The 16,200-nt window shown below is 29.0% G+C and carries 36 protein-coding genes; all 36 read left to right on the top strand.

The genetic code is table 11. From position 1 onward, the window contains the following. The first annotated feature begins 5 nt into the window (after nucleotides 1–5). The 36 genes from MHB40_RS14775 to MHB40_RS14600 all read left to right on the top strand — a co-directional run bounded on the left by MHB40_RS14775 (nucleotide 6) and on the right by MHB40_RS14600 (nucleotide 16,200). Nucleotides 6–170 (top strand): hypothetical protein, encoded by a 165-nt coding sequence (locus MHB40_RS14775; protein ID WP_342532723.1) that lies wholly within the window; start codon nucleotides 6–8, stop codon nucleotides 168–170. A 33-nt stretch (nucleotides 171–203) separates the two neighbouring features. Then, nucleotides 204–395 (top strand): hypothetical protein, encoded by a 192-nt coding sequence (locus MHB40_RS14770; protein WP_342532722.1) that lies wholly within the window; start codon nucleotides 204–206, stop codon nucleotides 393–395. Continuing rightward, nucleotides 389–592: a hypothetical protein gene (locus tag MHB40_RS14765; RefSeq protein ID WP_342532721.1), complete on the top strand. Its 204-nt coding sequence runs from the start codon at nucleotides 389–391 to the stop codon at nucleotides 590–592. Before MHB40_RS14770 ends, MHB40_RS14765 begins: the two co-directional genes overlap by 7 nt. A 4-nt stretch (nucleotides 593–596) precedes the next feature. Further along, a complete protein-coding gene (locus tag MHB40_RS14760) occupies nucleotides 597–935 on the top strand; it encodes a hypothetical protein (protein WP_342532720.1) in 339 nt (112 codons plus the stop codon). 69 nt (nucleotides 936–1,004) lie between these two features. Then, complete coding sequence (locus MHB40_RS14755) at nucleotides 1,005–1,199, top strand: hypothetical protein (RefSeq protein ID WP_342532718.1); 195 nt, start codon at nucleotides 1,005–1,007, stop codon at nucleotides 1,197–1,199. Between the two features lie 51 nt (nucleotides 1,200–1,250). Further along, entirely contained in the window at nucleotides 1,251–2,264 is a 1,014-nt protein-coding gene (locus tag MHB40_RS14750) for a hypothetical protein (protein WP_342532717.1), read from the top strand. 12 nt (nucleotides 2,265–2,276) lie between these two features. Then, nucleotides 2,277–2,480 (top strand): hypothetical protein, encoded by a 204-nt coding sequence (locus MHB40_RS14745; protein ID WP_342532716.1) that lies wholly within the window; start codon nucleotides 2,277–2,279, stop codon nucleotides 2,478–2,480. Between the two features lie 46 nt (nucleotides 2,481–2,526). After that, complete coding sequence (locus tag MHB40_RS14740) at nucleotides 2,527–2,760, top strand: hypothetical protein (protein ID WP_342532714.1); 234 nt, start codon at nucleotides 2,527–2,529, stop codon at nucleotides 2,758–2,760. 178 nt (nucleotides 2,761–2,938) lie between these two features. Beyond that, nucleotides 2,939–3,136: a hypothetical protein gene (locus MHB40_RS14735; protein WP_342532712.1), complete on the top strand. Its 198-nt coding sequence runs from the start codon at nucleotides 2,939–2,941 to the stop codon at nucleotides 3,134–3,136. Between the two features lie 37 nt (nucleotides 3,137–3,173). Continuing rightward, a complete protein-coding gene (locus tag MHB40_RS14730; protein WP_342532711.1) occupies nucleotides 3,174–3,437 on the top strand; it encodes a hypothetical protein in 264 nt (87 codons plus the stop codon). Beyond that, a complete protein-coding gene (locus MHB40_RS14725; RefSeq protein ID WP_342532710.1) occupies nucleotides 3,418–3,750 on the top strand; it encodes a hypothetical protein in 333 nt (110 codons plus the stop codon). The genes MHB40_RS14730 and MHB40_RS14725 overlap by 20 nt, the downstream gene beginning before the upstream one ends. A gap of 9 nt (nucleotides 3,751–3,759) precedes the next feature. Next, entirely contained in the window at nucleotides 3,760–3,975 is a 216-nt protein-coding gene (locus tag MHB40_RS14720; RefSeq protein WP_342532709.1) for a hypothetical protein, read from the top strand. Nucleotides 3,976–4,013: 38 nt separating this feature from the next. Next, nucleotides 4,014–4,259 (top strand): hypothetical protein, encoded by a 246-nt coding sequence (locus MHB40_RS14715; RefSeq protein WP_342532707.1) that lies wholly within the window; start codon nucleotides 4,014–4,016, stop codon nucleotides 4,257–4,259. 28 nt (nucleotides 4,260–4,287) lie between these two features. Then, entirely contained in the window at nucleotides 4,288–4,680 is a 393-nt protein-coding gene (locus MHB40_RS14710) for a hypothetical protein (protein WP_342532705.1), read from the top strand. A 36-nt stretch (nucleotides 4,681–4,716) separates the two neighbouring features. Next, nucleotides 4,717–4,941: a hypothetical protein gene (locus MHB40_RS14705; protein ID WP_342532704.1), complete on the top strand. Its 225-nt coding sequence runs from the start codon at nucleotides 4,717–4,719 to the stop codon at nucleotides 4,939–4,941. Continuing rightward, the gene (locus tag MHB40_RS14700; RefSeq protein ID WP_342532702.1) at nucleotides 4,934–5,119 is read left to right on the top strand and encodes a hypothetical protein; all 186 of its coding nucleotides are present in this window, start codon (nucleotides 4,934–4,936) and stop codon (nucleotides 5,117–5,119) included. Before MHB40_RS14705 ends, MHB40_RS14700 begins: the two co-directional genes overlap by 8 nt. A 304-nt stretch (nucleotides 5,120–5,423) precedes the next feature. Continuing rightward, nucleotides 5,424–5,630, top strand: a complete 207-nt coding sequence (locus MHB40_RS14695; protein ID WP_342532701.1) for a hypothetical protein — start codon at nucleotides 5,424–5,426, stop codon at nucleotides 5,628–5,630. A 36-nt stretch (nucleotides 5,631–5,666) separates the two neighbouring features. After that, complete coding sequence (locus MHB40_RS14690; RefSeq protein ID WP_342532700.1) at nucleotides 5,667–5,960, top strand: hypothetical protein; 294 nt, start codon at nucleotides 5,667–5,669, stop codon at nucleotides 5,958–5,960. A 245-nt stretch (nucleotides 5,961–6,205) separates the two neighbouring features. Continuing rightward, complete coding sequence (locus MHB40_RS14685) at nucleotides 6,206–6,430, top strand: hypothetical protein (protein ID WP_342532699.1); 225 nt, start codon at nucleotides 6,206–6,208, stop codon at nucleotides 6,428–6,430. Between the two features lie 20 nt (nucleotides 6,431–6,450). Next, nucleotides 6,451–6,957 carry an SLOG family protein gene (locus MHB40_RS14680; RefSeq protein WP_342532698.1) on the top strand — a complete coding sequence of 169 codons (507 nt, stop codon included), beginning with the start codon at nucleotides 6,451–6,453 and terminating at the stop codon, nucleotides 6,955–6,957. A gap of 29 nt (nucleotides 6,958–6,986) precedes the next feature. After that, nucleotides 6,987–7,211: a hypothetical protein gene (locus MHB40_RS14675; RefSeq protein WP_342532697.1), complete on the top strand. Its 225-nt coding sequence runs from the start codon at nucleotides 6,987–6,989 to the stop codon at nucleotides 7,209–7,211. Nucleotides 7,212–7,581: 370 nt separating this feature from the next. Beyond that, nucleotides 7,582–7,935 (top strand): hypothetical protein, encoded by a 354-nt coding sequence (locus tag MHB40_RS14670; protein ID WP_342532696.1) that lies wholly within the window; start codon nucleotides 7,582–7,584, stop codon nucleotides 7,933–7,935. A 266-nt stretch (nucleotides 7,936–8,201) separates the two neighbouring features. Beyond that, the gene (locus tag MHB40_RS14665; RefSeq protein ID WP_342532695.1) at nucleotides 8,202–8,558 is read left to right on the top strand and encodes an aminoacyl-tRNA hydrolase; all 357 of its coding nucleotides are present in this window, start codon (nucleotides 8,202–8,204) and stop codon (nucleotides 8,556–8,558) included. Between the two features lie 294 nt (nucleotides 8,559–8,852). Continuing rightward, a complete protein-coding gene (locus MHB40_RS14660) occupies nucleotides 8,853–9,698 on the top strand; it encodes a phage antirepressor N-terminal domain-containing protein (protein ID WP_342532694.1) in 846 nt (281 codons plus the stop codon). A gap of 168 nt (nucleotides 9,699–9,866) precedes the next feature. Then, nucleotides 9,867–10,325 (top strand): hypothetical protein, encoded by a 459-nt coding sequence (locus tag MHB40_RS14655; protein ID WP_342532693.1) that lies wholly within the window; start codon nucleotides 9,867–9,869, stop codon nucleotides 10,323–10,325. A gap of 36 nt (nucleotides 10,326–10,361) precedes the next feature. Further along, on the top strand, nucleotides 10,362–10,583 hold the full coding sequence (locus MHB40_RS14650; protein WP_342532691.1) for a hypothetical protein: 222 nt from the start codon (nucleotides 10,362–10,364) through the stop codon (nucleotides 10,581–10,583). Nucleotides 10,584–10,613: 30 nt separating this feature from the next. Then, entirely contained in the window at nucleotides 10,614–11,117 is a 504-nt protein-coding gene (locus MHB40_RS14645) for an HD domain-containing protein (RefSeq protein ID WP_342532690.1), read from the top strand. A gap of 37 nt (nucleotides 11,118–11,154) precedes the next feature. Then, nucleotides 11,155–11,499, top strand: a complete 345-nt coding sequence (locus tag MHB40_RS14640) for a hypothetical protein (protein WP_342532689.1) — start codon at nucleotides 11,155–11,157, stop codon at nucleotides 11,497–11,499. A 32-nt stretch (nucleotides 11,500–11,531) separates the two neighbouring features. Continuing rightward, a complete protein-coding gene (locus MHB40_RS14635) occupies nucleotides 11,532–11,819 on the top strand; it encodes a hypothetical protein (protein WP_342532687.1) in 288 nt (95 codons plus the stop codon). A gap of 25 nt (nucleotides 11,820–11,844) precedes the next feature. After that, nucleotides 11,845–12,156, top strand: a complete 312-nt coding sequence (locus MHB40_RS14630; protein ID WP_342532686.1) for a hypothetical protein — start codon at nucleotides 11,845–11,847, stop codon at nucleotides 12,154–12,156. 32 nt (nucleotides 12,157–12,188) lie between these two features. Next, entirely contained in the window at nucleotides 12,189–12,572 is a 384-nt protein-coding gene (locus MHB40_RS14625) for a hypothetical protein (RefSeq protein WP_342532685.1), read from the top strand. Between the two features lie 43 nt (nucleotides 12,573–12,615). Next, a complete protein-coding gene (locus tag MHB40_RS14620) occupies nucleotides 12,616–12,942 on the top strand; it encodes a hypothetical protein (protein ID WP_342532684.1) in 327 nt (108 codons plus the stop codon). 36 nt (nucleotides 12,943–12,978) lie between these two features. Next, entirely contained in the window at nucleotides 12,979–13,245 is a 267-nt protein-coding gene (locus MHB40_RS14615; protein ID WP_342532683.1) for a hypothetical protein, read from the top strand. Between the two features lie 22 nt (nucleotides 13,246–13,267). Next, entirely contained in the window at nucleotides 13,268–13,573 is a 306-nt protein-coding gene (locus MHB40_RS14610) for a hypothetical protein (RefSeq protein WP_342532682.1), read from the top strand. 145 nt (nucleotides 13,574–13,718) lie between these two features. Beyond that, nucleotides 13,719–14,789: a site-specific integrase gene (locus tag MHB40_RS14605; RefSeq protein ID WP_342532681.1), complete on the top strand. Its 1,071-nt coding sequence runs from the start codon at nucleotides 13,719–13,721 to the stop codon at nucleotides 14,787–14,789. 70 nt (nucleotides 14,790–14,859) lie between these two features. Continuing rightward, nucleotides 14,860–16,200: a hypothetical protein gene (locus tag MHB40_RS14600; protein ID WP_342532679.1), complete on the top strand. Its 1,341-nt coding sequence runs from the start codon at nucleotides 14,860–14,862 to the stop codon at nucleotides 16,198–16,200.

The following is a 16,200-nucleotide window of genomic DNA, read 5'->3' as shown; positions in this document are numbered from 1 at the left end:
ATGGATTGAAGAAATGTGGGCGTATTTATTATGAGATATCAGAAAAAGAACATGAGGAAATAAATGATTTAATTATGGAATTATATGATTACCATAGAAATTTAAGTCTCCTTGATATGGACGATACATTTAATCGTCTATTTAAAATTATCAATGTCGATGAAAGATAGTAAAGTTACATAAAATATAAAGAAGGTGTTGACATGTCGTATTATAAATCGTATCGATACATTAAATCGCCAGAAGAATTACATGAAACAATATTAAAAGATATTGGCGAAGCAAGTAACAAAGGCTGCGAACTAATTGTATTGGAATATGAAAAGATTAAATTCTACGGTGAAGATAGATATTCCTTAGAGTTAGAAATGAGAGATAAAGATGATATATGTTAATTGAAAAAGTAGATAAAATGAAGATGGAAACTCATCATTTAATACATATAGTTGGATTGTTGCAATTTATGGTTAATGAAAATAATGAAGATAATATTGATGAAATACTGAATAAAAGTGTAAATCACATTGAAGAACAATTAAAGTTGTTAAAAGTATTAAACAATGAATTAAAGCAAATGAGTGAAGGAGAGTAGATAAATGAGATTAAAATTAGGTCAAATTTGGATAAGTGAATCACATCCTCATGAAAGCTTTATGATATATAGTGGAGAAATTGATACTTGTACAGATTCAGAAATTAAATATGATGAATCATTTGATAACCAGTACGAATGTAATAAGATTTTCTTTTGGGATCGATATGATACAGATGCTTATATCGATTTCCTAACACATAAATTAGGTCGAACGATAGATACATATCCGTATGCTAGTTGTGGTGAATGTAAGAAAGGTAGTTTAGTACGTAAGATAAGAAAGTACAATATGAAATTAAGTGATCAGACTTGTGGATATAAAGAGCCAAAAATTATGTAAATTTTAAATTTAAGATATGATTTAAGTAAAAGAGGAGTTTTATAAAACTTAAAGAGAGAGGTGAGTATTGTGAGACGAGTGTTAAAACAAGTTAATGAAGAATTTGTAGAATGTGAAATGAAAGAGATAAAGAAGGGTGATTTATTTAAAATGTTTGAACCCAATGGAGATAACGTAGTAAATAAATATGGAGAAGATGTATTTACTGCCACTTCAAACGCTTATCGTTACAAAGGCAAAATTTATCAAGTAGATGTCGAATAAAATGATTCTATTATCAAAAATAAATAATACATAAAATGGAGGAATGAAATAATGGTTAATGATGTTATTGCAAAAGCGATTCAAATGGAAGTAGACGCTAAAGTAGAAGAGTATGTAAGTAAATTTGAGAATTTAAAAAAGAACTATGGAAAATTAAATGATGATCATATTAAATTAAAAGCTGAAAGCAGTGAGCTACTTTCTAAATTAAAACAACTAGAAGCGATAAAATCTTTCTCTGATAACATAACTATCGAAACAATTGAAAGTGCAGTTATTTGCAACTTGAATTATAAACCTACTGATATTTCATTTAGTGGTATGCGAAGTGAAGAAATTCCAATGTGGTTTAATATCCTCTGTCGTTACTTTGACAATAAAAATGAAATTATAAACCTATTTAATATTTTCAATATAGAGTACCCTAACTGGGCAAAAGATATAATTCTTCCTAGTCATTATAATAAACAGCAGCTAAAGTTATGTTTGAATAATTCAGCACAATTATATGTATGTAATGGTCAAATTTACGAAGGTAATATGGGTTTTTATTTTACATACCATCGCAGACATAACTTTGATTTAGATACTGTATTCAAGCGTGAGTCATATGTAGAAATTCCTTTCCAATTACTTCTGAAAAATAAACTACTGATTGAAGATGATGAGTTATTCGATTTATTAATAGAAAAGTTACATAAAGAGGCATTACACATTTCATATTTTATGAAGTTAGTTCACTATCAAGATGTTCCTATTGATAAAGTATTAAAATTGTTATCTCCAACTAAAAGTGGTGCTATTAATTACAAATCAATTGTCGGAAAGTATCCAGAACTCCTCAAATACGAGCATGTTGGTGAAAGTTTAAAACACGGTATTTCAGAAAATAGATATTCTGAGCTGTATTTACTGAACTTCAATAAAGAAGTCCAAAAAGAATACCTTTTGAATCGTGAGAATAAAGACTTGAAATTTGTAGAATTGATTGATAAATCTATGGAATTTAATACAGAAGAAAAAGCAGAGCTAATTAAGTTGTGCTATATGAATACCATTAAATAATAGTCACGTATTATGAAAGAAAACTATAAAAAAGAGGTTGATGTTATGGATTTTTATAAAATAAAAAGAACAAATGAAATTGTTAGAAAAATTTCTGACTGGAGACCTGTAGCTAAAGAGATTTCTAAAATAGATTTCTCAGACAGGTATGCACTATTTAGAAATAAACAAGATCAAATATTAGAAATCAACGAAAAAGATGTAGAAGAACTTTAAATAATTTATTTGTATTACAAAATACATAAAAAGGAGAAAATTAATTATGAAACATAAAATTTCAAGAGTGTACAATGGTTCACTAGATGAATATAAACATGCCTTAGATAAATTTAACGCAACTTATCATACCGATGAAATTTACGAACATAAACACTATGCAATGATAGAATTAAAATCAATTTCTGATTTAAAGGAGTTAGTAAAAGAAATGGATCAAGATATTATCGTTAGTAATTGGGCAGATTATTTAATTATTTATGATGATTATATGGAGTAGTAATTATACAAAATCTTTAACTGGTAAAGAAAGATGTGGAAATGATTGTAGCTATACGCCTAAGACGTGAGAATTAAATCTTGCGTCTTTTGATTTATATAAATAAATACATAAAATATATTGATTTAATCTTTTTATCGTGGTAATATTTAGTTATAAAATAAAAGGAGTGGTTCAGGTGAATGAAATAGAAAGAATTAAATACATAAAAGCATTATCAGATAATGGATTAATGCGTGATATTAACGATGACGATATTAAGTTTCTAATCGATATTGCTGGACGATTGGAACAAGTTGTAAACGAGTTTAATCCTACATATTCAGAAGGGCAGCAAGACCATTTAGTTGAAGCATACAAAGAAGTAATTAAGTAAAACCAATATTTTATTTAAATTAAGAGGAGGAGCAATCGTGACTGAGTTGAGAAGTTTTAGAGATGCTTCGGGAAATATTATTTACGAAGGAGATTATACGACTATCGAAGGCTCTAATACAAAATGGATTATTACATGTGTAGATAACAGCGTACAAGGTTGTCTTGGTATGCCTATTGGGTGGTATGAGCAACGTGATGACTTTGAATCTTGGAGACAATTAGAATGTGGAGAAAGCTATGAGATAAAAGGAAATGTCCACTTGGAAAAGGAGAGAAGTAATGAAATTAGTAATGACTGATCATTGGTGTAATACTAGGAGTAAATGGGAAATTGCAAATCAATTAAATGGATCTTTAGCTGCTTTCGAATATGATGGATTAGCAACTAAGGAAATTGAAGATGCACTTAATGATGAAGAAAAAGATGTAATTATTGTTACTGCGGATAGTAGATTCATGAGATATGTTAGAGAAGATAGTTACTTCAAAATTGAAGACACTTATATTTATAATGATGGTAAAATTAAACGCCTACAAGATACAACAAAGCGCATTTTAAGGTACGGACATAATCTGATGAAACTTTATGAGTCTGATGAATTTCAAATTTAGGAGGAACTTATGAATAAGTTTGAGTATGGAGTATTAAAAGAAAGATACGAATTTGGACAACACTTGTACTCGTTTGACGGAGAAATTATTAATGAAAAGGGATATAAAGGAGACTATTATTATGAAATAAGGTTTATTGATGCTTTAAACATTTTAGGAAAAGATAGTTGGGAGCTAACAATGAAAGATGGAAATGAATACATTATGAAACGTGAAATTAATTAATATCATGCTTTTATTTAATACAGGAGAGGAGAAAAACAGTGTATATTACACAGATTGTAACTGAGTTAAAAAAGGTAATCTCAAAAGAAAATTTTCACATAGAACCTGAAACATCAAAGAGAAAATTAAGTGAGTTTGAAAGAAAATATAATATGACTACTTATGAATTTGTGAATTTAAAGAAGGACATCACGAATATTAATGAGGATGAAAGATGGAATTGGTTAGATACATTAGAGACTTATTGTTTCTTCGGAGGAATTGTAGAAGGTATAAATGATTAAATAAATACATAAGGAAGGATTGCTGAAATTGGATGAAGAAAAAGAAATGCGTATAGCTGCTATTAATAATCTAATAAAATTTATTTCAGAAAGAGGTCGTAGATTTTTCTATAAAGAGAGGAATAGAGTAACTGGAGAACCGCAAACGGCTTACATGAAGTGTAAAAACAACAGAATATATTTCGTAGATGCATACACAAGTAAAGAAGTTTATGCATACAATGGTTTTTCTCATGAAGGATTCTCTCATGGTGATACATTATGGGCTTTAGTTTGTGATTTTAGCATATTTATTAGGACAGGTAAGAGTTCTAACGGTGTAAATGGTTATGGTGGTTTGTATAGTGGTGATTGGGGACATAGTGACGAGATACAGAAAGAGATTATTGATTATGCTAAAGATATAGGTTATTTAAAGTAATTATATAATACTAAACTTTTATGAAAGGTGATGTGAATGGCTAGAGGGTTCGATTATACAACGACTTTAGGTACTTGTTGGCTTAAACGTGAAAACGGATTGAATATTTATTATCCACGAAAAGTTGATGGATGGATAGTGCATGATTTATTAAATAGCGATGCGTTTAAGGAATTTAGAAAAGAAATAGAAGGGCGTGGATATGATTTTCAAACATTTCGTATGTCAGTAAAATTAAAGGATGGTGCTACTGATGAATAAATGTTATACGGTTATTTACAATAGTGAGGGTAGGGCGGTTGTAACAATTGATAATAATGTTGCAGGAGATGAAAGTAAAATGATTCAGCGATTTATAGACGATGGATATATTGTAAAAGAGGTAACTGAAGATGAGTATAAGTTGATCCATAAGAATGGAAACTTTAATCCGTTTTAAGTAAAAGAGACTTATCATTGAAAGGAGTATGATTTTATTATATTCAAATTAACAAAAATACTGTTTTATTTACTATGGATTACTGTTTATATATTTCCAATATCAATTTTTATAGGAGTTATTAAAAATGATGGATTAGGCTTCTTTACTGGTACACTTACAGTAGGTCTTTTAATTATTTGGAGTTTGTTTATAATCTGGTGCATCAGTAGGATCAATACAGTTATCAATGAAGTAACTCTTTGGATTTTGAATTATAGAGATTAAACAACATAGATTTAATATTAAAAATACATAAGAAGGTGTGATGAGTGTGTTGTTAATTGGACAAGTTCTGATTGCAAATTATACAATTGGATTTCCTGATTACGTTACAGAAGGTGTAAAGTATCCTGTACTTGAATATGATGCTGCCGTGAATACATTTAGAATAATAAATGATAAAGGTGATGAATGCTTTCCATTACTAGCTTCATTTAAAATAGTTAATGAAGAAGAAAAAATTAAATAATATTGGATATTTATTTTAAAATGAGGAGGATATTTTATGCTTATATGTACATTACGAAATGATAAAGGTGAATACGTTTCTATGAGTGGAGACAAAACTACTGATTGGTTTCAAGCCAGTAAATTCCCTGAAGAAGATGCTAAAAAAAGACTAAAATACATAGACGATGAATTTAAATTAGTACGATTTGATATATGGGAAATTAGCGAAAGTGAGCATCAGCTAAATAAAGAAGCTTGTGAACAAATATTAAATTTATTTGAAGATAAAGACGAGAAAACACCTTATTTCAAAGGATATAAACCAAAAGAATATTTCAAAACAAAATAATACAGTCATTTTATTAAATAAGAATGGAGGAAGTGTCTAAATGTCTTTATTTCCGATTGAAGAAATAAGAACGTGCAGCAAATGTAGTAATAGATACGTACATACAAGCAATGTAGTAGAGTTTGATTTAGGTAATTCTAAATGTGAGCAATGCAACGGGTATGCGGATTATGAATTTACTACTCATACATCTACTAATAAATCAGGAACAGTACTAAGTCATAAAACGAAAGGAATATATAATAATGATTAAATGGTACATAAGGAAAGTAGTTAAAGAAATGATTCTAAAAGGTGACTTAAAATTTAAGTTGATGAAAGGTGAGAATCTAGTTGAAACTCCAAACAATAAGTACTTAAAAAAGTATGACACGATAAAATTACATGTAACAGACAAAGATGGATCACCTATCGCAATTACAGAAACTAAGATGGTTGATGTTGTTTTCGATAAGAGTGACATTGAGTAAATATAGAGGGGAATGAAGATATGGTAAATACAGCTTGCTTTACTGGTCATAGACCTAATAAATTAAATGGTTATAATCCAAAAGATAATTCTGAATTACTATTTAAACTACGAGACATTATTATTGATCATATTGAAAACAAAGAAGTAGTCACATTTATAAGTGGAATGGCATTAGGTGTAGATATGTGGGCATCAAGAATTGTTTTGAAGCTAAAAGAGACTTATCCTCACATTAGATTATTATGTGCTATTCCATGTGATAAACAATATTCGAAATGGTTTGAATCAAGTATTAAAGAGTATCATGATATTTGTGCTAAAGCTGATGAAATTTATTATGTAAGTAAAGAACCTTACAATAATTATTGCATGTTTAATCGTGATAAGTGGATGGTGGATAGGTCTGATTTTGTAATAGGAGTATACGATGGTTCAAAAAGTGGTACTGGTCATACAATTAACTATGCTAGAAAACTAGAAAAGGAAATCATTACTTTGCATCCTAAAACATTAGAAATTAAATAAAAACAAAGTATTATGAAAGGTTGGTTATTATGAATAAGTTAGAATGCTCTACATGTAAGAAAAGAATTGAAGATGGTAAAACATTTAAAGATGGATATTTCGGAGGATACCATTGCTCTTTTGACTGTTTAGTATCCTATATGTGTGAATTCTTTGATGTTACAAAAGAACCTAACATTACAGTAATAGGTGGCGTACCATATTATGACGAAGAGTTAGATGAAAAAGGAAGACCAATTAATTCTTCACTGTAAGATAAAATAAAACAAGCCTATTATGAAAGGATGGAGGGAATAATTAATAAATATCATCAAGTCGTGTTTAACGAAAGTGGGAAGTTCTACATACTAGAAGATAAAATACAAAGTTACGAGTTAGCGGAAAAATTATTGAATGACTTCATGACAGTTATCCCTTATATTGACGGAGACTACAATAACGCAAGAATATATACGATACATGAAAATGAAGAATTTATAAAATAATTAGTCATCCGAAAAAGGGTTAACAGTAGGAGAAGTGACAAACCAGTAACCCTGCTCTCATGATGAGAAACACCCAAGCCAGTGATGGTTGTACGCTGTTAGGTCACTCATAATTACAAGGGATTAAGGAAGTGAATTAGTGAAGAGTACAAGAATTTACATTTACAAGAATCAATTATCAAGATTTAAACTTTCTCAATTGATAGAGCGAATTACAGGAATTGATGGCATCGAGCATAATAAACTATGGTCTGTAGGATGGTTTGAGATAGGGTCAATTAGCTTTTCTTGTTCGCATATAACGATATCATATTTTGAAGATGAAAAGGGTGCTAAGACAAAGCTCATCAATGGATTAAAAGAATTACTGAATGCTGAACAAATTATTATCAGTGAAAATGGAGTTAATACTTCTTTCAAATTAGAGAACTACAAACCAAAATTACATAATAGAGTAAAGTATAAAATTAAAAACATTATTGAGAAGTGGTAGTGATTTTATAAAATGAGAATATTAAAGAAAATACATAAAAGGTAGTGATATTGTTGTATAACAAGTATGGATGGAAATTTGAAGTCGGTAGTTATGACAAGGGAACAGTGCTAATTGGAGCTAATTTTAACACTAATGATGAATGGGGAGTAGAGGAAAGAGAAACTTATATTTGCATCTACTTATTCAAAAAATGTATTACTTTTGGAAAGTATCACTATACAATATTTAAATAATAATTGAAAATACATAAATGGAGGAAACAGATGTCTGATTATCGGATGTATATATTAGTAAATGAAGATATTAAAATTTCAAAAGGTAAATTAGCAGGTCAGGTTGGTCATGCAGTAATGAGCTTTATTTACAGCAGGGTAGTTAAGCCACTTTATTCTGGAATAGAAGTTGAAAGTCTTGATAAGTATATGAAAGAGCAAAAGAAGATTATCTTGAAATGTTCGCAAGAAAAGTTAGAAGAGTTGGAAAGACAAGGTGGATATACTGTAATTCGAGACAAAGGTTATACTCAATTAGAGCCGAACACATTGACATGCATTAATTATGGAATCATGACTCCTGATGCTGCTCCAGATTGGATTAAAGAATTGAAACTATATAATTAAGAGGTGAAAATACACAGTGATTAATAAGATACTCAATGAAGAAACCATTGGATTTTCGGTAATTGGAATGCTATTTATAGCTTGTCTGTACTTATACACTGAATCACCAATAGTACAGAGATTAGGCCTGGTGTATGGTTTACTTGTATTTATACTGACTATTGGATGTCTCATCAAAACAATCATACAGGCTATAAAAGGTTTATATAATTTCATTAAAAGTAAACAGAACAAGTAAATAATAGTTATCTTTTATTGAAGGAAATGCATAATAAAAAAGTAGGGAGTGTTTAAGTGAGTAATTTAGTTGTCAAGGAAGTTGATTTTAACGGAAGTGGATTGATGGCTTGTCAAAACAAAGACGATGAAAAAATTTATGTAGGAGTAAGTTGGATTTGTAATGGATTAGGGTTAACTAAGAGCCAAAAAGATAGTCAAGTTCAAAAAGTTCAAAATGATTTAGTATTAAATAGAGGGTGCTTGAAATTTCAAGCAGGGGTATTCGATGATAATAATGAGACTTTAGCGTTGGATATAGAATTCCTTCCTTTATGGTTAGCAAAAGTTACTTTAACTCCAAAAATGCAATCGGAGCAACCTGATTTAGTTGACAATTTAATCGAGTATCAATTGAAAGCTAAAGACGTATTAGCAAATGCTTTTATTCATAAAGTTCCGCAACTTTCTTGGGAAGATAGCATGATTCAAATGTTAATACAATCAAAAGAAATGAGAATCAAACAAGAGGAACATGATCGTAAATTAAAAGAACTGGAAATGAACTCCAATACAACGAATAATAAATTATCTTCTATTCAGGATTATATAACAAAAGAACCTGACTTTAAGACATTGGAGACTGTAATCAACAAATACGCTAGATTAAGTGGTAAATCTCATGCTGATGCTCGTACAGATGTTTACAAAAAGGTAGAAGCTATTCATGGAATTGATGTGAAAGTAAGGGTAAATAATGCAAAAGAACGTATTCAGAAGGAAAGAATGGACAGCGGTAAGAAACCTTATTCAGAATCAACTTTAAATAGCAAGGTGAGTGGAGTTAAAGTTCTAAATGAACTAGGTAAGATTAAAGATGTAGTAGAAATTACGATGGGTATGATTATGGAATTAGAAAAATAAAATACATAACTAAAAGGAAGTCATTTACGACTTCTTTTTTCATTAGATAATATTTCCATTTTATAAAATTATATTAATAAATACATAAATAACTATTGATTTTACATGAATATTGAATTATACTTAGGATAAGAAATGAAACATTACTAAATATTAGGAGGATTACATATGGAAATGATTACAGTATATCACGGAACTTCTGCTCATTATTGGGATAAGATTGAGGAAGAAGGATTAGTTGCGCAACGACATAGGAAACATGTATATGTTACTACTGACTATGAAAAAGCTAAAGAGTACGCTTTTATTTGGACAGGTGGATTACTGTACGAAGAAAAAGAATTATTAGATAAATGCGAAATTGAATTTCCTATGATTGAAACAGAGGGTGTAATTTTTACTTTCGAAGTACCTAAAAACTTATTGAAAATAGACGATTACAATTTAGAAGGAGAACCAAATCAATATAAAGTATTAAACAGTCTTTCTACTGATTATATAATTGATGCTGAAGAAGTGATTTTTGATGTTTTTTCAGAGGAAAACTTTGATGAAGAGAAATATAAGAGCGAAATTTTAAGAGCTAGAGCTTTATTAGTGGGAGTTTCTCAATGGGGAGAAGATTAAGTAATATTCGTATTTTAAATAGAAGGAGAGATATTAATGATAAACGTCGAATGGTTTGAAGATAATAATGTTATGAAGGGTTACAAATGGAGTATCCGAGCCAAATATGGAATTGTTGAAATTTCACAAGAAGAATTATTCAGTCGTGTTGAATTTGAATATCTAGACACCACAGATGAGAAAGTTGTCTATGCGGTAAGCTTAGGTTGGAGATTTAATGTAGATAATCAAAAATGGTATAGAATAACTGGTCATTAATTAATAATTCTATTAAGAGGAGGAAATGTTATGGATAGAAGTATTATGTTTAATTCAGCTATTCAATTCATGAAAGAAGTACATTCAGGACAATTACGTATTGATGGAGATGAATATTATACACACCCATTACGTGTAGCAGAAATGTTGAACGAAAAAGGATATGACGAGTATATACAAATTGTAGGTCTATTTCATGACTTATTAGAGGATACAGATGCAACGGAAGATCAAATTAAGTGGTACGGAGGGTTCTTCGGTGAATCAGTATTGGAAGCAGTGAAATTGTTAACTAAACCAAATAAATATGAAATGAAGTCCTATATTGAAGGTATTAAAAATAATCGTATGGCTAAATTAGTGAAACTAGCAGATCGAATACATAATTTACAATGTGCGGTTGTAGCTAATGAAAAATTTAAACGTAAGTACATTAAAGAAACAGAGGAGTGGTATATTGATTTAGCTAAAGGTACTCGTTTTGAGAAAGATATGAATGATGCTTTTTATAATTTAAAATCGTATATAAATTAAATAATAAGTTGATTTTATAAGAAACGGAGGAGAAAATATGAAGCTGAATAAAGAAGAGATGTTTGCACAATTATATAGATATTTTGAAACAAAAACTAAAGAAGAAATTATCCAAGATTTGATTGATAACGGTGGTGCAGAATTGTTTGATTTATCTCATCAAAAGAAGAACTACACTGTGTCTTACATATCAAAAGAAAAATACTGCGATACTCATGTAGAAGAAGGTAAATACACTTATAAGGATAAAAATAAAGCAATACAAGAAGTAGTTGATAAAGGATATAAATATGATAAGTTTGATGATTGCTATAACTATAACACTGGAGATAGTAATTTCCAAATGTTTGCAGTTATTAATGAGCATATTGTAATTGAATAATATAACGATGTCATCAAAAAGGAGATGTAGTGATGTTTGAACATAAATTACAACCTGAATTAGATTTAAATGAAGTATTTCAATTTATGCAAGAATTTAAATGTGACTTTATTAATCGTTTCTGTGAAATTATTATCGATGAAGCTACAAATACATACGTAAGTATTAATGAGTGCAGAAGCTTAGAGGATGTTAAAGCGAGAATATTGATGACTATGTGCAGACCAATTGGTAAAGGATTAGAGTTAAGTCATGCTATTCAAGTAAATTTGAAGAGAATAAAGACTTTATTAATCGTGGATTTCCAGTTCATGAATTGAAGGAATGTTGATAGGAGTGTGAAACATGATAAAATTCCCTGTGATTAGTGATAAAGGAAATGAATATTTTATAAAAATAAAGAAGTGGATAGATGGTGTAGATAATGGTTACTCTAGTATTGAGGTACATATTTATAAAGTAGAAAGAAAGCTATTTTCTAATAAGCTAGTCTCTCTATATTTAAAAACATTTAAATCAAATACACCAGAATTCTATGACTATGTATTAGCTTCAAAAAATACAGTACTAGAATATGAGGGATCAAGTTCATTTATTTTAAAAGAAAATGAAATAGTTAGTGAAAAGAAATTTAAACAATGGGATGGAGTATGTTAAATAAAAATATTTTTATAGGAGGTAATGGGAGTATGGAAAGAATTAAATTAATAACTAAATTGAAACATATCCCTAAAAATACAGAGGTTTATATATGGGATACAAGTACACAACAGTACATTAACACTTTCTTTATTTGGGAAGAGGGTCACGAGTATAGACATTTTATTGACTTAGATCACTTACATAGTAAAGAACATAAGCATCTTAACAAAAGATACACTGTTGGAGAGTTTATTAACGATTTGAAAAAAACGTATAAACAGATGGATCAAGACTACGCAAACACAATTACGGTGAATGTAAATAACAAGAAGAATGAGAATACTGCTAATTTCGATTTGAAATACAAAAATGGCAAATTATATTTGATAGGCGGAGTACCAAACTGGAAGTTATGGTCGAAAAGAAATTAAATGAACGCTTTTATGAAAATATACGAGAGAGGATTACTATTGTATGAAATTATATGTTGTTAGAGCAGGAACGATTAATGATCATTACAATGACATAGTGGAATGGCTAGATGTAGAAGAGAAGAATTCCATATATATTGGTTCAAATAAACGCTTTAAAAAATCTGACATTGGAAAGGTGTTAGAAGGTATGACGTTTGGTTCATATAAGATGTATTTATTAAATGAGGGTGACATTAACAAGGCTAGGATCGAATTAAATAAAGTGGTGATTGCGTACCGCAAAAAGATGTTGGATAAATTTAAATTAGAATTAGAAACATCAGAAAGTTTTAATACCAACAACGAATATCGCTATCGAGAATACTAAATAATAAATTACTTTTATAAAAGGAGGATGCTTCAATTGTTATTTTACTTAATTAAAAAGGGTGAAACTATAGATGCTAAAACAGTATTACAACCTTATGATTTAAACGTTCCAGAATTAGGATCAATGAGAAAAACATTAACGGTAGGTAATATTATTGAAATCGATGATGAGTTGTACGAAGTGTACGATTACATATATTCTAACATACATAATAAAGGTGCTTATGTTATTACCCCATACGTAATGCAGTATTACAAAGCAGTAAGAAGTGAAAATTTAGATGTGGAAGTAATAAAATGAATACAGAAAAGGAGGATTTATAATGAAGAAGTTTATGTTAAGAGGAAATGAACAACATGCAATTACGAAACGTATGCCCAAATCATTTGAATATGGTACATGGTACAACTTAGTGACACCTTTTGATTGGCAATATTTTAAGCTAAAGAAAGGATCTCGCTATGTAGAAATTTATGATTTTATAGGTGATAAAAAGCCAGAGTTCACTATCACTAGACGACGATTCATAGAGGAAATGCTTAAATGGGCAAAATCACCTCCTAATAAAGTCTCAGAAGACAAGTGGGAATTATATTTAGCGGAAAAAGAAGGTACTGTAATTAAATAATAATTTCATATTATAAAACATTGAGAGCTGATCAAATATAGTCGGCTCTCAAATAGTAAAATAAAAAATACATAAAATTCTTTACAAATAACAATTCGATAGGTATACTAGTAGTAATAAAGAAATTATAAAGGGGTTGTGAATAATGGTTATGAATAATTACAATACTCAGTATTTAGATAATTATATAGGGGAGTATATCGAGGAGTTCTTAAATGTAAAAGGTAAAAAGTCTTTGAATACACAAAACACATATAGAACTAGTTTAAATCAAGTTTTTAAGGATATCTTAAAAAATAAAGTGTATAAATATATAACAGTTAAAAATATTGAATATGATTTGCGGTCAGAAGTGTTATTTGAATATTTTGATGCACTGTACTACGCTGAAAAAGAAGATGGTACTAAAAAGTACTCGAATCAGACAATTAACAATAGACAATCAGCAATAAAGTCGTTGATCACTTATTTAAAAACAAAGAAAATAAATGGTGAAAATTTAATAAAATATGATTTAGATGATTTAAAGGTAATTGAATCGCTTAAAAATACTGGCGAAGATATAGAAATGATACCTTTTGAATTAGCAATGAACTACATTGATTTTTTTAGTAAGCAGGAGAAAGGATTAGAGAAATCCTTAATTATGGAATTAGCTATAGATTCTGCACTTAGAGCTTCTGAATTGTTAAAGGTAGAATGGTCAAATTTTACACCAGTAGAAGATGGAGTCATTATGAAATCTCATGGACATAATAAAGGAAAGGGTAATGAAGAATGGATAGATAAGATATCTTTTGAATTATATAATAAGTTGTTAAAACTAAAAGATATTGGGAATACACGCAAATTATTCACTTTAACATATAAAGAATTAGCAGTAATGATGAATAGGGGGCATTTATTATTAAATCACACAGGAATTAAGTACACTTTCCACTCATTCAAAAAGCTTGCGGTAACTATGTGTTATTTAAATAATGGAAACTGTATAGATTCGGCAATGAAAAAGGCTCGACATAAAAACGTAAATACCACTATGAGATATTTGAGACTAACTAATTTAAATGTCACTGGTATTATTTCAGCTAAAATGAGTACAGATGAAGATATCTACAAGACAGTATCACATGAGGTACTTTTAGAAGCATTAAGTGAAATGAGACCTGAAATGCTTTTACTTTTAAATAATAAAATAAAAAATAATAAAAAATAATATGTAATATTTAATGAAAAAATAATTACTAGATGATAAAATATCATTTGTAATTAAGGGAGGGAAATTAATGAAATTAGGTAAAGATAATGAACAATTAGAGATTGAAGTTAAAAGTTTAATTAGTGCATTCTCATCTAATGTAGATAAAGATGAAGTAGATTTAATTGTTGAACACCTAAATATGAAGCACGGAATTGAAAGTGCTAAGATTTATTCCTTATTTAATAATGTTAATAATGTAAGTAAATTAGAATTTGAAGAGATTGCACTATTTGGGCAGCAATTAGTAATTAAATTAGGAATGAATCAAATTGAATGGATGAATGAATGGTTTACTGATCGTGAACAAAAAGAAATTGGTGGTTATCAATTTGTAGGTTCTTCATCAACAGATATTATCGATTTCCCAATGACGATTCACAATGTCACTGATCTAGGTGACGGATACTATAATGCAACCCTAACAAGAAAAGAATTAGCTAGATTATATAAATCAGGAAAATTAGACTATAACGCTAACGTACAACGTGGTATGAAGAAAGTAGTTCGCTTTGGTGTAGAAATTGAAAAACCTATTATTTATCAAAGTAAAATTACACAAATTAGAAATGAAATTCTAAAAGGTGTTTTAAGACCAACAACAATTACATTAAATGCACACCAGATGACAGCTCTAGAAGGTGTAGAACTTATTTATGATGATAAAAATAATACCTTAAAAATAAACGAAGGAACTGTTTTGGATATTGTAGATGGAATGCATAGGTTATTAGGTAATTATAGTGCTTATAATAAAGACTCTAATATCAAAGGCTCTTTCCCAATAACAATTTCTAACAAATCAGACGCAGAAGTTAAGAGATATCAAGTTGATTTAGATAAACATACTCCATTATCGAGAAGTCGTGTAGAAGAGTTAGATAATAAATCATATTCAAATGAAGTTGTGAATATTTTAAAAGTAGAAGGACAACTAAAGAATAGAATAACATCTGCAAGTGATGCTAAGTCGTCTATTAAAGGTAGTGACTTTACGACTTATAAGATAATTAATACACAAATAAACAGTGTATTTAAATTAGATAGTATATTAGATGCAAGAAAACTTGCAAAAGCTATAAATGAATATTTAGTATATCTATTTGGTATATATAAAAACTATATGGTAAGTGATTACAGTCTACTGTTTGACGCTGATGTATTTGAAGGTCATCTACATTTAATTAAATTAATGAAAGATAATGAAATTCCATTTGAAAAAATAGAAGACATTATCGATATTAATGAATTCCATAAAACAGAATCTAAGTTAAGTAAGATAGTTAGTGGAAAAATGAAGTTAAATGTTAAAGATAGAAAAGCTTTGATAAAGATATTTACAGATATGTATAAGAAAGGCGTGAAGTGA

Origin of the sequence: Lysinibacillus sp. FSL K6-0057 (assembly GCF_038630885.1) — a bacterium.
In the GTDB taxonomy this organism is placed as follows: domain Bacteria; phylum Bacillota; class Bacilli; order Bacillales_A; family Planococcaceae; genus Lysinibacillus; species Lysinibacillus fusiformis_F.
This window is presented reverse-complemented; position numbering and strand designations above follow the sequence as displayed.

Coding starts and splice junctions, on each gene's coding strand:
- MHB40_RS14770 (WP_342532722.1), top strand. CDS start 204: ATGTCGTATTATAAATCGTATCGATACATTAAATCGCCAGAAGAATTA.
- MHB40_RS14765 (WP_342532721.1), top strand. CDS start 389: ATGTTAATTGAAAAAGTAGATAAAATGAAGATGGAAACTCATCATTTA.
- MHB40_RS14760 (WP_342532720.1), top strand. CDS start 597: ATGAGATTAAAATTAGGTCAAATTTGGATAAGTGAATCACATCCTCAT.
- MHB40_RS14750 (WP_342532717.1), top strand. CDS start 1,251: ATGGTTAATGATGTTATTGCAAAAGCGATTCAAATGGAAGTAGACGCT.
- MHB40_RS14745 (WP_342532716.1), top strand. CDS start 2,277: ATGAAAGAAAACTATAAAAAAGAGGTTGATGTTATGGATTTTTATAAA.
- MHB40_RS14740 (WP_342532714.1), top strand. CDS start 2,527: ATGAAACATAAAATTTCAAGAGTGTACAATGGTTCACTAGATGAATAT.
- MHB40_RS14725 (WP_342532710.1), top strand. CDS start 3,418: ATGAAATTAGTAATGACTGATCATTGGTGTAATACTAGGAGTAAATGG.
- MHB40_RS14720 (WP_342532709.1), top strand. CDS start 3,760: ATGAATAAGTTTGAGTATGGAGTATTAAAAGAAAGATACGAATTTGGA.
- MHB40_RS14705 (WP_342532704.1), top strand. CDS start 4,717: ATGGCTAGAGGGTTCGATTATACAACGACTTTAGGTACTTGTTGGCTT.
- MHB40_RS14700 (WP_342532702.1), top strand. CDS start 4,934: ATGAATAAATGTTATACGGTTATTTACAATAGTGAGGGTAGGGCGGTT.
- MHB40_RS14690 (WP_342532700.1), top strand. CDS start 5,667: ATGCTTATATGTACATTACGAAATGATAAAGGTGAATACGTTTCTATG.
- MHB40_RS14685 (WP_342532699.1), top strand. CDS start 6,206: ATGATTAAATGGTACATAAGGAAAGTAGTTAAAGAAATGATTCTAAAA.
- MHB40_RS14680 (WP_342532698.1), top strand. CDS start 6,451: ATGGTAAATACAGCTTGCTTTACTGGTCATAGACCTAATAAATTAAAT.
- MHB40_RS14675 (WP_342532697.1), top strand. CDS start 6,987: ATGAATAAGTTAGAATGCTCTACATGTAAGAAAAGAATTGAAGATGGT.
- MHB40_RS14665 (WP_342532695.1), top strand. CDS start 8,202: ATGTCTGATTATCGGATGTATATATTAGTAAATGAAGATATTAAAATT.
- MHB40_RS14655 (WP_342532693.1), top strand. CDS start 9,867: ATGGAAATGATTACAGTATATCACGGAACTTCTGCTCATTATTGGGAT.
- MHB40_RS14650 (WP_342532691.1), top strand. CDS start 10,362: ATGATAAACGTCGAATGGTTTGAAGATAATAATGTTATGAAGGGTTAC.
- MHB40_RS14645 (WP_342532690.1), top strand. CDS start 10,614: ATGGATAGAAGTATTATGTTTAATTCAGCTATTCAATTCATGAAAGAA.
- MHB40_RS14640 (WP_342532689.1), top strand. CDS start 11,155: ATGAAGCTGAATAAAGAAGAGATGTTTGCACAATTATATAGATATTTT.
- MHB40_RS14635 (WP_342532687.1), top strand. CDS start 11,532: ATGTTTGAACATAAATTACAACCTGAATTAGATTTAAATGAAGTATTT.
- MHB40_RS14630 (WP_342532686.1), top strand. CDS start 11,845: ATGATAAAATTCCCTGTGATTAGTGATAAAGGAAATGAATATTTTATA.
- MHB40_RS14625 (WP_342532685.1), top strand. CDS start 12,189: ATGGAAAGAATTAAATTAATAACTAAATTGAAACATATCCCTAAAAAT.
- MHB40_RS14620 (WP_342532684.1), top strand. CDS start 12,616: ATGAAATTATATGTTGTTAGAGCAGGAACGATTAATGATCATTACAAT.
- MHB40_RS14610 (WP_342532682.1), top strand. CDS start 13,268: ATGAAGAAGTTTATGTTAAGAGGAAATGAACAACATGCAATTACGAAA.
- MHB40_RS14605 (WP_342532681.1), top strand. CDS start 13,719: ATGGTTATGAATAATTACAATACTCAGTATTTAGATAATTATATAGGG.
- MHB40_RS14600 (WP_342532679.1), top strand. CDS start 14,860: ATGAAATTAGGTAAAGATAATGAACAATTAGAGATTGAAGTTAAAAGT.